This is a genomic window from Myxococcus sp. SDU36, assembly GCF_030168875.1.
Lineage (GTDB): Bacteria > Myxococcota > Myxococcia > Myxococcales > Myxococcaceae > Myxococcus > Myxococcus vastator.
The window spans coordinates 7,542,857-7,556,656 of sequence record NZ_CP077414.1 but is presented as its reverse complement, the minus strand read 5'-3'; the positions used below and the strand labels follow the sequence as shown (position 1 = coordinate 7,556,656).

At 69.4% G+C, this 13,800-nt stretch carries 11 protein-coding genes; 5 read left to right on the top strand and 6 right to left on the bottom strand.

From position 1 onward, the window contains the following. Positions 1 to 111 precede the first annotated feature (111 nt). Both KGD87_RS30865 and traC read right to left on the bottom strand, forming a co-directional pair. A complete protein-coding gene (locus KGD87_RS30865) occupies positions 112 to 1,590 on the bottom strand; it encodes a pre-peptidase C-terminal domain-containing protein (protein WP_350100460.1) in 1,479 nt (492 codons plus the stop codon). Between the two features lie 297 nt (positions 1,591 to 1,887). Then, on the bottom strand, positions 1,888 to 3,768 hold the full coding sequence (gene traC / locus KGD87_RS30860; RefSeq protein ID WP_284664526.1) for an outer membrane exchange accessory lipoprotein TraC: 1,881 nt from the start codon (positions 3,766 to 3,768) through the stop codon (positions 1,888 to 1,890). A gap of 289 nt (positions 3,769 to 4,057) precedes the next feature. On the opposite strand from traC, the gene KGD87_RS30855 reads away from it, so the two are divergent. From KGD87_RS30855 to KGD87_RS30845, 3 genes are all read left to right on the top strand, one after another. Continuing rightward, positions 4,058 to 4,927, top strand: a complete 870-nt coding sequence (locus tag KGD87_RS30855; RefSeq protein ID WP_284664525.1) for a hypothetical protein — start codon at positions 4,058 to 4,060, stop codon at positions 4,925 to 4,927. A gap of 244 nt (positions 4,928 to 5,171) precedes the next feature. Continuing rightward, positions 5,172 to 5,408, top strand: a complete 237-nt coding sequence (locus tag KGD87_RS30850) for a hypothetical protein (protein WP_163783695.1) — start codon at positions 5,172 to 5,174, stop codon at positions 5,406 to 5,408. Positions 5,409 to 5,572: 164 nt separating this feature from the next. Then, complete coding sequence (locus tag KGD87_RS30845) at positions 5,573 to 6,439, top strand: DUF4202 domain-containing protein (protein WP_284664524.1); 867 nt, start codon at positions 5,573 to 5,575, stop codon at positions 6,437 to 6,439. Between the two features lie 28 nt (positions 6,440 to 6,467). On the opposite strand, the gene KGD87_RS30840 is transcribed toward KGD87_RS30845, so the two are convergent. The 4 genes from KGD87_RS30840 to KGD87_RS30825 form a co-directional block, all read right to left on the bottom strand. Beyond that, complete coding sequence (locus KGD87_RS30840; RefSeq protein WP_284664523.1) at positions 6,468 to 6,674, bottom strand: hypothetical protein; 207 nt, start codon at positions 6,672 to 6,674, stop codon at positions 6,468 to 6,470. 155 nt (positions 6,675 to 6,829) lie between these two features. Then, entirely contained in the window at positions 6,830 to 7,972 is a 1,143-nt protein-coding gene (locus tag KGD87_RS30835) for a hybrid sensor histidine kinase/response regulator (protein ID WP_284664522.1), read from the bottom strand. After that, positions 7,969 to 8,427, bottom strand: coding sequence for a response regulator (locus KGD87_RS30830; protein ID WP_284664521.1), 459 nt, complete (start codon positions 8,425 to 8,427; stop codon positions 7,969 to 7,971). Before KGD87_RS30830 ends, KGD87_RS30835 begins: the two co-directional genes overlap by 4 nt. Positions 8,428 to 8,430: 3 nt before the next feature. Then, the gene (locus KGD87_RS30825) at positions 8,431 to 11,013 is read right to left on the bottom strand and encodes a PAS domain-containing protein (protein WP_284664520.1); all 2,583 of its coding nucleotides are present in this window, start codon (positions 11,011 to 11,013) and stop codon (positions 8,431 to 8,433) included. A gap of 298 nt (positions 11,014 to 11,311) precedes the next feature. Between KGD87_RS30825 and KGD87_RS30820 the strand changes: the two genes are divergently transcribed. Together KGD87_RS30820 and KGD87_RS30815 are read left to right on the top strand one after the other, a co-directional pair. Then, positions 11,312 to 12,145: a TadE family protein gene (locus tag KGD87_RS30820; RefSeq protein WP_284664519.1), complete on the top strand. Its 834-nt coding sequence runs from the start codon at positions 11,312 to 11,314 to the stop codon at positions 12,143 to 12,145. A gap of 23 nt (positions 12,146 to 12,168) precedes the next feature. Beyond that, complete coding sequence (locus tag KGD87_RS30815) at positions 12,169 to 13,794, top strand: pilus assembly protein (protein WP_284664518.1); 1,626 nt, start codon at positions 12,169 to 12,171, stop codon at positions 13,792 to 13,794. Positions 13,795 to 13,800 lie beyond the last annotated feature (6 nt).

Here is a 13,800-nt window from a genome sequence, read left to right as displayed (position 1 = left end):
GCCGCAGCGTCTCAGCCCACCGCGTCGAACTCCAGCGGCGTGCGCCAAAAGCAACGGGCGGCCTTCCTCAAGGGAAGACCGCCCGTCGTTCACTTCACGCCGAAGCCGGGACTACGGCTTGGTGTAGGTGATGGCCAGGTTGTAGGTGGCGGCCGTGTAGCCACGCACCATGATGTACGCGGTGGACTGGCCCGCGGGCACGGCGATGTCGCACGTCTCGTTGGCGCCGCTGAGGTACGGGCGGCAGTTGTACGCGCTGGTGGTGGGCTGCGCGCCGAAGCGGACGTAGAGGTCCGGGTCACCCGTGCCCGTCATCACGACCTTGAAGTTGGTGCCAGCCTTCACGCTGAAGGAGCCGACCTGCGCGTTGGCGTTGCTCGCCACGCTGCCGGTCCGCGTCTCGTTGGTGGGCGTGCCGTTACCGCTGGAGGGCGTGAGGTAGTTGATGGTCAGGTTGAAGGTCGCGGACGTGTAGCCACGCACCATGATGTACGCGGTGGTGACACCCGCCGGAATCTCGACGGTGCAGCCCTCGCTGGCGCCGCTGAGGTACGGACGGCAGGTGTACGAGGTGGTGGTGGGCGCCGCGCCCGTGCGGACGTAGAGGTCCGGGTCACCCGTGCCCGTCATCGTCACGGTGAAGGTGGAGCCGGGGACGACGTTGAAGGGGCCGTAGTTGACGTTCGCGTTCGCGGCGACAGAGCCCGTGCGCGTCTCCGTCACCGGGTCGCCTTCCGGCGGCGGCGGGGGAGGCGGGGGCGGCTCACCGTTCGGCGTGCCGTAGAGCGCCTGGATACCCTGGACGTCCTTGGTGGTCAGCACCAGGTCGCCGTTCTGGGTGCCGTTGCACTGCGGGTAGTGCATGACGGAGGCGCCGTCATAGGTGGTCAGCGCGCGCCAGTTGCTGTCCTCGAAGCACGTCCCGGCCTCGGGGCGGGTGTGCTCGTGACGGAAGCCGAGCACGTGGCCCAGCTCGTGGCGGGTGATGCCCTCCAGCGTCCAGACACCCAGCGGCTGGAAGGAGCTGGGGTCGAAGAGGACGTTGCGGCTGGAGCGCGGGTCACCCGGGAAGAACGCGCGGGCCAGGTACTGGCCGCCCGCGTTGATGGGGCGCACGTCGAACAGCACGTTGTTGTTGCTGGCGGTGCAGTTGGAGTCCTGCGCGGAGACGTGAACGAACTTCACGTGGCCCGCGGCCTCCCACGCCCCCGTCGCGCTGGCCATCGCCTGGACCATGCGGTTGTAGTTGCTGCCGAAGGTCGTGCTCACGCAGTAGGTGAGGTTCAGCTTCTGCGTGTCGCTCCACTTCGCGTCCGCCCCGCCCACGCGGTGGACGATGAGCTGCCCGTTCTTGACGTTGTTGTCATAGAACTCGCGCAGGTGCTTCTCGGTGGCGAACGTCGTGTCACCGTCGGCGATGAAGATGCCCGTCTCCGGCTCCTGGTACACCTGGGCGAGGAACTCCTCCCACGACATCCCCTGGCCGAGCGACTCCTCGGGGGTGGGGGTGAGAGCATCGCTGCCGCCGCAACCAGCGAGCAGCGCCAGGCCCGTGAGGGCGCCGACGAACTTGGACTGTGACATGGACATCCTTGTTGTGATGAATGGTTCGCAGCCGACCAAGCAGCCGCCATGCCAGCAGCCAAGTCACCGCCGTCATTCAGGTTTTCTGATGGCTCCCTGTTCAACGCGGTGTGCTGGGACTCCAGGGTCTCTCGGCTTTTCGTAAACAATTTTTACGTTTCACCTTGAAATGGCAGTACTTCTAAGGGGTTATCCGTAGAAGCCAAGTTGACTGACATTCAGACAGACTGTCCTGAAACAGGACATCCTTCACCGAGCGTCCGGATTCGTTCGTCCTGAAAATAGACAACGGCAGCGGAAGCCCTACAACCCCACCAGGCTCTCCGGGCGATTCAGGCCGCGCGCGCGGCCCAGCGGCTGGAGGATGTCCTGCGGCGGCGCGTCCGCGGTGAGCAGGAGCGCGCGCACGGCGGTCTCCACCACGTCCTCGGCGCCGGGGCGGACCATGCCGCGGCGGGCGTCCTGCACGCGCTTGCCGCGGTAGGCGTCAAAGCGCTCCTTCACGCGGCGGGCGACGTCCGACACCGCCTTGTCGCCCACCTCCACGCGCAGCTCCAGCTCGTTGCGCAGCTGCACCGGGTCCGCGAGCACGCCGTACCTGTCGTAGCCCTTGTGCGCCGTGTCCTCGTGCATCACCGCGTAGTCCTGCGTGTTGGGCGCGGGCACCTGCTGCTCCTTGAGCAAATCCCGCATCACCGCGGTGACAGAGGCCGTCACGGTGAGCCGGTGGAGCTGCACGTCGAACACGAAGTCCGAATACATGGGCTCCTCCACGGTGATGGGCTCGCGGAAGGTGGCGTCGCGGTGACGCTGCACAGCCGTGCGCTGGCCCTCTGCCTTTTCCAGCGCGGCCTCCAGCGCCTTCTCCTTCTCCAGGGACGCGGCGGCCTTGGCCACCAGCAACACCTCCTCGGCGACGCACGCCTTGGTGTCGCAGCGAGAGGGGTTGCACTCGCTGGGGAGCTCGCCCGGCTTGCTCGCCTCGCGCGCGGCGTCGCCGCACTCCTGCAGGGCCTCGCGGCACTGGCGGCGCTCCCGTTCGCGGCAGCGCTCGGCGGCCACGCGCACCATGGACAGCTCCGCCTGCAAGCGAAGGTACTCCCGCAGCGCGGCGGCCTGCTTGCGCTCCACGTCCTCCAGGGTGCGCTCGGCCTTCAGGAGCTGGGTCTCGAAGCCGCCGCGGCGCGGGTTGGGCACGGAGCGGTTGCCGGCGAGGTAGCGCTGCGTGCGCTGCGACTCCTCCACCACCTGCAGCGGCAGCACGCGCTCCAGCGACAAATCCAGAGACACGCCTTCGCGGCCCGCCGGGGCCTCCGTCACCACGCGCAGGGGCAGCTGCGTGGGCAGCATCGCCGCCAGCCGGCCGGCCGCCAGCCGCTGCGCCACGTCCGGCGCTCCGGCCCGGTCCTCCACCGGCGAGGCCACCACCAGGAAGGCCACCTCGTCGCGCAGCTTCTGGCGCACGGCCTCGGCCCGCTCCCGCGCCGCGGTGGCGCCCACGCGCTCCTGGTCCGCGCGGACGTAGGCCACCAGCGCGTTGCCCAGCTTGCCGGCCTTCTCCAGGCCCTCCCCCGTACCGAACCACCGCCGCGCCCAGGCCACCTGCACGCCGTCCACGCCCCGCCTGGCGGCCGCGTGGTCCGGCGCCACTGACAGCACCGCGTCGAACTCCGTGCGCGCGTCCTGCAACCGCTCCGCCTTCAACGCCACGTTGCCCGCCGCCACGCGCGCATCCAACGTGGCGCCAAGCAGCTCCCGCGCCGGGGCGTTGTCCGCGTTGAGCTCCAGCGCGCGCACCAGGCGCTTCATCGCGCCATCCAGGTCCCCGGAGGCATGCACGGCGCGCGCTTCCTCCAGCACCACCTCGCTCCAGGCCTGGCGCACCTTGCCCAGCTTCACCTTGACCTCGGAGGCCTCCGGGTCCGCCGCCAGCGCGCGCAGATAGGCCGCCTCCGCCTCCGCCCACTTCTGCTCCTGGCTGGCGACGTCTCCCTCCTTCACCGCCCGGGAGAAGGCGGAGCAGCCTGACAGGGCGAGCACCAGGGCCAGGGCCAGGGCCCCCAGCCAGGGGTGGGAGGTAGAAGGAGACGGGCGGGGGGCTCGGGCAGACGCGTTCACGTCCGCATCTTCGAGGAAAGCCTCATTCGGGAGAAGACTCCGGACGGCCTCCTGGTCGCTCCCCATCCCACACAGGCACCCCTCCCCCGGAGGTCTGCCATTGCCAGCCAGGCCCGCGCTCCCGTGAAGAACCCTCACTCCCTGTTTCGGCGACAATGTATGTCACCTTTTCAACGGCTTTGAATTCTTGCGCTGCGGGCTCCTCTGCCTCAAAATGAGTCGCAAACGCCCCACCGCCGGTCAATTCCGCTAAGTTTTACAGCACAGTTGCGATGATTCGCCCTGGCTGTATATTTCCGCCTCATTCATCGCCCTTCCGCTGCATTCCCAACTGGAGCACGCTGGACCCTCCCCCATGGAATCTGTCGCCCGCACCCAGACTTCAGCGCCCCGTCAGGTCGTACGGACCGTGCTTCACGAGGCCCTGGAGAGCAAGCTGGGTGGGGAGGTCGTGGTCCGGTCCACCTCCGTGTCCGGGCGCATCTTCGTGGTGGCGCGGAAGGTGGCCTGGGCGGTCCTCAACGGGCCGGGGGCGCTCAACTTCTCCTCGGTGCTCATCCGGGAGCGGGTGGTCAGCCGCGAGGACGTCGAGCAGGTGGTGGCGGAGTGCCGGCAGAGCGGGGGCAACTTCTGCGAGACGCTGGTGACGTGGGGCCTGGTTCCCCGGGACACCATGCGGGACTTGCTGCGCCGCCACATGTCGGAGCAGTTGGAGGCCTTGCTGTCGCTGACGGACGCCCAGGCCATGTTCGTGCCGCAGCCGCGCACCTATTCCAGCCAGTTGACGTATGGCCTGGATGAGCTGATTCCCCCTGTCGCGAAGCCTCCCACTCATCCCCTGAAAGAAGAAAGCGAAGTCATGGCGAACGTGAAGCAGACCCTGGAAGAGACGCTGAAGATTGAAGGGGCCTTCGCGGCCTGTCTGGCGGACTCGAAGAGCGGCATGTGCCTGGGCAGCGTGGGCGGCAACCCGGCCTTCAACATCGAGACGGCGGCGGCGGCCAACACCGAGGTCGTGCGCTCCAAGATGAAGGCCATGAGCATGCTGGGCATCAAGGACCGCATCGAGGACATCCTCATCACGCTCGGCGAGCAGTACCACCTCATCCGCCCGCTGGCGGGCAAGGAGGGCCTGTTCCTGTACGTGGCCCTGCACCGCAACAGCGCCAACCTGGCGATGGCCCGCTACAAGCTGTCCGAGGTCGAGAAGACGCTTCAGGTGTGAGCCGTCCCCCGGGTGGATGAGCGCCCGCCCGCCCCTCGGGCGGCGCGCCCCACCCCCGCCCCGGACGCGCCCGGATGGATGCGCGCCAGGGCCCCTCATCATTAAAGAGTGCGGTCCCTTCCTGTTGGCACCCATGAGGCCCGTGCGACGCACGGCGCGGGTGGCCTCGGACGCGCCGGGAATGACGCGGCGCAACGGCAGGTAGAGGAATGACACGTCCCATGAGGGGGGCAAGAGAGGCACCATGTCCTGTCCACAGCCACGACCCACCGAGTTCCGCCTTCCGCTGCGGGCCGAGTCCTTCTCCATCGACGAGCACCGCAACGTGCACTGCCGCTTCTACGGCGGCTGCATCGACGTCGCGGTGAAGAAGGACTGGGATGGCTTCACCTGCGCCAAGTGCCCGCTGTTCCACGAGGACCAGGCCCCTGGCGCCAGCGCGTACGCCTTCAACCAGCCCGCGGACCTGGGCCGGCCCTAGCGGCCTTCAGGTAGACAGGCCCCGGCGGTGCGCGTTTCCATGGGACGAGGGAGCGTCCCACCGCCGGAGCCTCCGTTGACCAGCCCACGCGAAGCCGGGACTCCCGGAGGGAGTAGGCATGCGGGGCGCCTGACGCCAGCTTGGGGCCCAACCTGGAGGCCCCCATGCTGCGCCAGCTCCTGCTCGCCGACTTCCGCTCCGAGGGCCCCGCCGCCGGACATGGCTGGCCGCTGGTGCAGCACACGTTCCCCACCGTGCAGGTGGCGCCCCTGGCCGCCGGGCGCGGAGGCAACGTGCTCCACCTGGACGCATCCGAATGGAACGCGCCGGCCTTCGACCCCATCGCCTGGGACGCGCGCGTCTTCGAGGCGGCGGAGCGCAGCGAATGGCTGTCCTTGCGTCTGGACGGCGCGAGGTGTGAGGCGCTCGTCGTGGCCGCGCTGGAAATCCTCACCCGCTATCAATGTCTGGTGCGGCGCCGCAACGCGGCTTCGGCCACGCCGCTCTTCAACCGGCTGCTGGCGCGGCACCGCTCCCTGCATGACTTGAAGCAGCCGCAGGCGCGCGCGGAGTTCCACCGCGCGGTGGATGCCTGGCAATGGACGCTCCGGCTGCGGCCGGACGTGGACCTCCCGCCGCAGGCCGCGGCCTTCTTCCATGAACAGGGAGGGGAGCAACCGACGGCACAGGTTCGCGCGGACCGCGCGGTGCAGGTCTTGGAGGAGGTCGGCGCGGATGACGCCACCTGCCGGCGCGTGCGGGAGTTGCTGACGCGCGACGCGCGCCCCGCCAACGCACGGGACGTGTCGCTGCTGGACACCGCGGATGCGCTGTCGTTCTTCTGCCGGGAGTCCTCCGCCTGGTTCCGGGAGGCCGCGCCCGAGCACCGCCGTCGGCAGGTGGCCAGGATGCTCGCGCGGCTGCGGCCCGAACACCTGCGCTGGCTGGGACACATGCGCCTGGCACCGGCCGTGCGCGGCCAGCTCGAGCTCCTGCTCGCCGCCCACTTTCCGGTGGACGGCACGGCCTGAGCGGGACGGCGCGCGCGGGCCGCCACCGCTATGCGTGCGCGGGCCGGTCCGGCAGCCCACCCAGGGCGTTGTCGTTCATGGTGACGTCGCCCGTGATGCCGGCGGCCCGCTGCCGCTCGGTAATCTCACGCAGGTTGCGCTCCTGCTTGTTGCCCATGGCTCCGCCCAGAATCACGGCCATGATGAGGACGGCGAAGATGACGACTCCCAGGATGGTGGCGCCAAGGATTACCATGAGCTGACCCTCGCTTGCTGGGGCGGCGCGCCACGGAGGCGAGCACGGCCACGTTGGCTTCACCCTGAAAAGATGTGTCGTCCCGCCGCTCACGGCGCTGCTTCCCCGGCCGTCCCCGCCATGGATGCCCGCCCGTCCAGCAGGCAGGCAGGCGGCTAGCGCGACAGCATGTCTGGCTTCTCGAAGCGCGGCAGACACAGCCAGAAGCGCGTGCCCTCTTCCGGCGTGGACGTCACCTGCAACAAGCCGCCGTGGGCCCGCACGATTTCATGGGTGATGTAGAGCCCCAGCCCCAGCCCGTTGCGCTGCGCGCTGCGCATGTCCTGCGCGCGCACGAAGGGGTCGAAGATGTGAGGCAGCCGCTCCTGGGGGATGGGCAGCCCCCAGTTGTGCACCTCCATCCGGACGCCGCCCTCCTCGTCGCGCACGGACACGCTGACGGACGTGTCCTCGGGCGAATACTGCACGGCGTTGCCCACCAGGTTGGAGGCCGCCTGGGCGATGCGGTCCGCGTCCCATTCACCCCAGCCCTTGCCGGACAGGGTCAGCTCGAAGCGCCGCATGGGGTGCGCCACCTCCAGCTCCTCCACCACCTGCCGCAACACGTCGTGCAGGTTCACCCGCGCGCGCGTCAGCGGATAGCCGCCGCCCAGCCGGGTGCGCGTGAAGTCCAGCAAGTCGTTGATCATCCGCGCCATCCGGTCCGCGGAGATGGAGATGCGGTTGACGGCCTTGCGCTGCGGCTCCGCCAGCACGCCGTAGCGCAGCAGCAGGGCCGCGTTGCCGGAGATGGCCTGCAGCGGGTTGCGCAGGTCATGTCCCAAAACGCCCAGGAACTGCTCGCGGAACACCGCCGTCTGCCGCGCCGCCTCCTCGCGCTTGAGCCCCTCCTCCACGCGCTTGCGCTCGATGGCGTAGCGCAGCGCCCGCACCAGCAGCGCCCCCGTCACCTGCCCCTTCACCAGGTAGTCCTGCGCGCCCTCGTGCACGGCCTGCACCGCCAGCTGCTCGTCGTCCGTGCCGGTGAGCACCACCAGCGGCACCGACGGCGCGGCGTTGAGCAGGCGGGGGATGTTGGCCAGCCCCTGCCCGTCCGGCAGCGACAAATCGAGCAGCACCGCGTCCACGCTGGCGCTGCCCAGCACGTGCACCGCGTCCGCCAGCCGCTCCACGTGGAGGACGTCGAAGCGCGCGGTGGCAATCTCCCTCAGCTCCTCCTGGAGCAGCCGCGCGTCGCCCGCATTGTCCTCCACCAGCAGCAGGCGCAGGGGGCGCCCGTCCACGCTCCGGTCGCTCATGAAGCCTCGGGCTTGGGGGGCAGCCGGACGACGGACAACCAGAAATCGTCGATGGAGCGCACCACGAAGATGAACTGCTCCAGGTCCACCGGCTTGGCGATGTAGCAGTTCGCGTGCAAATCGTAGGTGCGCAGGATGTCCTCTTCCGCCTTCGACGTGGTGAGCACCACCACCGGGATGCGGCGCAGGGCCGGGTCGACCTTGATTTCGGCCAGCACCTCGCGTCCGTCCTTCCGCGGCAGGTTGAGGTCCAGCAGGATGAGGTCGGGCCGGGCGGCGTTCGCATACGCGCCCTGGCGCCGCAGGAAGGCCAGCGCCTCCACGCCGTCGCGTGCCACCGACAGGCGGTTGCTCACCTTGCCTTCCTTGAAGGCTTCAATGGTCAACCGCACGTCGCCGGGGTTGTCTTCCACCAGGAGGATTTCAATCGGGCTGCCAGTCGCGTCGTGAAGCATGTCTCAAGACTCCGGATGGGACGGTGCGGCGGGCAGCGTGAACCAGAAGGCCGTGCCTTCGCCTGGCTGGGACTCCACGCCGATGCGGCCCCCATGGCGCTCGACGATTTTCTTGCAGATGGCCAGGCCAATCCCCGTGCCCGGGTACTCCTCCTTGCCGTGGAGCCGCTGGAAGATGACGAAGATGCGCTCAAAGTACTCGGGGGAGATGCCAATGCCCCAGTCGCGCACGGTGAAGCGGACCGCTTCTCCCCGCGGCTCGGCGCTCACCCGCACCCGGGGCGGCGCGGCGCCGTGGAACTTGAGCGCGTTGCCCACCAGGTTCTGGAACAGCTGGGTGAGCTGCGTCTCGTCCGCGAGCACCGCCGGCAACGGGCCGAGCTCCACCGAGGCCTGGGTCTCCTGGATGGCCGCCCGCAGGTTCGCGGTCGCCCGCTCCAGCGCCCGTCCCGCGTCGCAAGGACGCTTGTCCCAGCCTCGCGTGCCCACCCGTGAATAGGTCAGCAGGTCCTGGATGAGCCGCTGCATGCGGTTCACACCGTCCACCGCGTAGTGGATGAACGCGTCCGCGTCCGCGTCCAGCCGGCCCTTGTAGCGCCGGCCCAGCAGTTGGGTGTAGCTGGCCACCATGCGCAGCGGCTCCTGCAAGTCGTGCGAGGCCACGTAGGCGAACTGCTGGAGCTCCTCGTTGGAGCGGGCCAGCTCCTGGGCGCGCTGCTGCAACCCCTCCTCGGCGCGGCGGCGCTCCACGCCCTGGGCGATGGCGTCCGACACCGCCGCCAGCGCGACCGCCGCGTCCTCGCCCAGCGGCTCCCTGCCATAGACGCCGAGCACGCCCACCAGTTGCCCACGCACCATCAGCGGCGTGCCCGAGAACGCGCGCACGCCCGTCTCCTTCAACCAGGCGCGGTCCAGGACACGCGGGTCGTCTGACAGGTCGTCCACGCGGAGCTGGGTGCGAAGGCGGGCCACCTCGCTCACCATGCTGGGGCCGTCCACCCGGACCCGCACCCACTTGTCGCGCGGCGGCGCGGTGGGGCCCGCGTTGCCCGCCAGCTCCAGGGTGTGGGTGTCGCGCGAGTACAGCCACAGCCGCGCCGTCTGCGCCCCCAGGTGCGCCGCCAGGGCGTCGGCGCAGTCCTGGAGAATCTCCTCCAGGGCGTCCTCGCGCGCCAGGGCGAGGCTCACCTCCGCGCGCAGCGCCTCCAGCCGACGGGCGGCCGCCTCGCGCTCCAGCCTGCGGGCGGCGTCCTCCACCTGGCGCTGGGCGGAGATGTCCGTGGTGGTGCCCACCCATTCGCGCACGCCGCCGTCGGGATTGAGCACCGGCACCGCGCGCACGCGCACGGGGGTGTAGCGCCCGTCCGGGCGGGCCAGGCGGTACTCCGCGTCATAGGGGCGGCGCTGCTCCACCGTGGCGAACCAGCTCCGCGCCGCCGTGTCCCGGTCCTCGGGATGCACGGCCGAAAGCCACTCGTGTCCCCGCCACTGCGCGTACGTCCGGCCGGTGAAGGCGCGCCAGGAAGGGCTGTCCTCCTCGATGTCGCCGTCGGGGCGCGTCACCCAGACAGCCTGGGTGGAGGCGGTGACCAGCGAGCGGAAGCGCAGCTCCATCCGCCGCGCGTCCTTGATGAGCCGGGCGTTGTCCAGCGCCACCGCCGCGCGCTCGGCCAGCTGCGTGGCCAGCAGGAGGTCCGCCTGGGCGAAGCGCCGGCCTGACTCCGCGTGCACCAGCGACAGCGCGCCAATGGTGCGCCCACGCGCCGTCAGCGGCACCACCATGGCGGAGCGCAGCCCCAGCTCCCGCGCGATGCGCAGGTGCTCCGCGTCACGGGTCCCGGCCACCAGCAGCGCATCCGGGACCTCCGGCAGCACCACCGGCGTCCCCGTGCGGATGACGGACAACACGCCAGAGGGGTCTTCATGGCGCGGCGGGTAGCGCACGCGCAGCTCCTCCGCGTAGCGCACCTTCTCCGGGTCCACGTGCGCCATGCCCACCTGGCGCGTGGAGCCATCCTCATAGGCGATTTCAATGGCGCACCAGTCCGCCAGCGACGGCACCACCAGCCGCGTCAGCGCCGAGAGCGTCGCCTCGTAATCCAGCGAGGACGACGACAGCAGCGCGCCCGCCTCGGCCAGCACGCGCAGGGACTCCGCGGCGCGCTTCTGCTCTTCGATGTCCGTGCAGGTGCCGAACCATTTGACGATGCGCCCGCTGTCGTCGCGCACCGGGTGCCCCCGTCCCAGGTGCCAGCGCCACACGCCGTCATGGCGGCGGCAGCGGTACTCCACCTCGTAGGGTTCACCGGTGCGCAGGGAGTCCGCCCAGCGCCGGCCCGCCTCCTCCAGGTCATCGGGGTGGAAGGCCAGCCGCCAGCCCTCCCCCAGGGCCTGCTCGGGGGTGAGGCCCGTGTAGGTATACCACCGGGCGTTGTAGTACTCGTGGTGGCCGTCCGCGCGGGCGACCCAGATGAGCTGGGGGATGCTCTCGGAGAGCAGCTGCAAGGCGTCCACGCCAGGAAGCGCCGGGGCCGGGCGCTGGGACTCCGGGGCCGCATCCGGAGGGCTACAGAGGGGGTGCGTCATGGAAGGCACTCGACCTTAACAGCCCGCAAGGGCCACACCCTCCTGGCGGGAGACGGCTTTTCAACAGCCGACAGTCCCTCTGCCGAGTGGGTCCCTCGCCGGGCGGCCAGGGAGGCGGGCGCCGTGGAGTTCCTGTCAAGGCCCTCCGGCCGCGATACCTGTCACCCCGCGGATAAAAAGACAGGCGCAACGCTTGCCACAACAGACATTTCCAGTAGCCTTTCATACGAAGACATCAGACGCGGGTGGGGGGATGGGGAGAGGCTCACCGTAAGGCTTCAGAAGGAGCATGGCCCCCATGTCCATCCGCCGTCGCCATCAAGCAGGGCAAGCCGCGGTCGAAACGGCGCTCGTCGTCCCGATGATGGTCTTCATCGTCCTGGGCACCATTCAACTGGGCATGGTGCACCACGCCCGGCTGATGACGGAGTACGGCGCCTACCGGGCCGCCCGGGCGGGGATTGTCAACCATGGCGACTGCAACATCATGCGGAAGGCGGCCCTGACGGCGCTGCTGCCAACGCTGGGGCCCCTGAGCCAGAGCGTGAAGGGCCGCGTGGACACGCTCGACTTCGCCCAGTCCGTCCACACCGCGTACACGCGGCGGCTGTTCACGGGCTACCTGGACAACACGTTCATCCCGGTCTTCGAACGCTACCAGAGCGGCGCGCTGCCGCTGTTCCGGCTGGAGGTGGTCAACCCCAGACTCAGCGACCTCGACGGCCTGTTCGCCACCTATGGCTCGCACATGAACGCGAACGAATTGGACTACGACGACGTCCGGGACACGCGCATCGTCGAGGCCAACCTCCTCTCCCTCCGGCTGACGTACTTCTACGAGATGCGCATCCCTTTCGCGAACTGGCAATTGCACAGCTTCTACATGGGTCGCGAATACCTGGGCGAGCTGCGCGGCCTGCAGTTCGAAAGCCAGCGCGCGGGCGGCCAGGCCGCCACCGGGTACCTGGAGCGCCGGGGCGCCGCGCGCAGCGCCACCCACCAGCGCCTGAGCACGCTCGCCGGGGAAGGCACCTACGTCATGCCCCTGACGGCCACCTGGTCCATGCGCATGCAGTCCAACTACTTCGACAACAGCAACTACGGGCCGCGTGGCTGCGCGGTCGACAGCTGAGCCCCCGCTCGGACTGGAGCCCCATGTTCCGCCTCCTCCGCAGGATGCGCCGTGACGAACGCGGCCAGGCCATGGTCATTGGCGCCGTCGCCATGCTGGTGCTGGCGGTCAGTGTGATGGCGTCGGTGAGCATCGGCCATGGCGTCTATGAAAAGATAAAGCTTCAGGACGCCGCCGACGCGCAGGCCTACTCCATCGCGGTGAAGGAGGCGCGGGCCTACAACTTCCTGGCCTATACCAACCGCGCCATGGTGGTGCACTACTCGGCCATGCTCACGGTGATGTCCTACGTGAGCCACGCCGTGTACCTGGACCAGACCCTCCGCAGCGCGGCCAGCGTGCTCAAGTACATCCCCGTCATCGGCGCGGTGTTCGCGGCGGTGGAGGCGGCGCTCAAGTTCTGGAAGGCCGCCGTGGAGGTGGTGTCACGGGTGCTCATCCCCATCCTCACGGGGTTGAACATCGCGCTGTGGCTGGCCCAGGAGGCCATGCTCTACAGCACGCTCCTGGACCTGGTGACCTCCGACGGGAACACCGTCATCCAGGGCACCGACCCCAAGGCCCAGGTAGGCGTGGCGATGACCCACGGGTCCAGCGGCGGGAACCCCGGCCTGTCGGTGCTGCGGGCCGTCACCAGCACCAACTATTCGAACCTGAAGAACTTCCTCCACCCCATTGATGATGGGCCGCGCAGCAGCGGCAGCGTGGACCTCAGCGACCCGACCGGCACGGGCACACGCGCCAGGCTCTTGCGCGACAACCGGCTCTCCGACCCGGACATGGCCAAGTACCGCCTGCTCATGGGCAACCTGGCCAACGCCGTGCGGCGGCGCTGGACAGCCGAGGGCGAAGGCCCGGTCCTCATCGGGCGCCGGTGGAACCTGGGGCTGTGCGTGGGCGTCTTCCAGGTGCGCATCGCGAAGACGGCGGACAGTCAAATCAAGAGCTTTCGGGAGACCTTCGAGAACAACCGCAAGGACCAGCTCTACGCGGCCGACGACATCCAGATTCGCGTCCGGCCCGCCTGCTTCTTCGGCCGCTGGCGGACCGTCTTCCAGCTGCGCTTCCGCGCCGCGGCGGACGCCCAGGGCGGCTTCCACCAGGAGTTCGGCCGCCGCAAGACGGATGACCACCACGACTGGACGGGCATCACCCCGTTCGTCACCTCGGACCCCAGCTTCATCCGGCCGTGGCAGTACCACTTCGGCTACCCCTGCAACGTCACCGTCCTGTCCAAGGACATGGGCGCCGTGAGCGGCGCCAGCACGCCCTTCCAGATGAAGAACCTGTCGGAGAACGCGTTCATGAAGAACGCGTCGGGCCGCATCGACGCCGGAGGCGAAGTCGTGGGCGACGGCTTCCTGGACATGACGTGGAAGTACGTCGGCGGCTCCCGGATGGCGAACGGCGCCTTCGACGTTGACGCCGCCCACTTCCGCGAGACGACCGGCGGGATGATGGCCATCGCGGTGGGCCGCGCCGTCTACCACCGCCCCGGCGTGTGGAAGGAGGAGCCCAACTTCTTCAACCCGCTGTGGACCGCGCGGCTGGCCCCCGTGAAGACCCACTGGGAGGACTCCGCCATGCGCCTGATGATTCGGGAGTGGGACCTCAGCGCGGGCTGGTTCAGGAACGCCTTCAACTACTGACGGAGC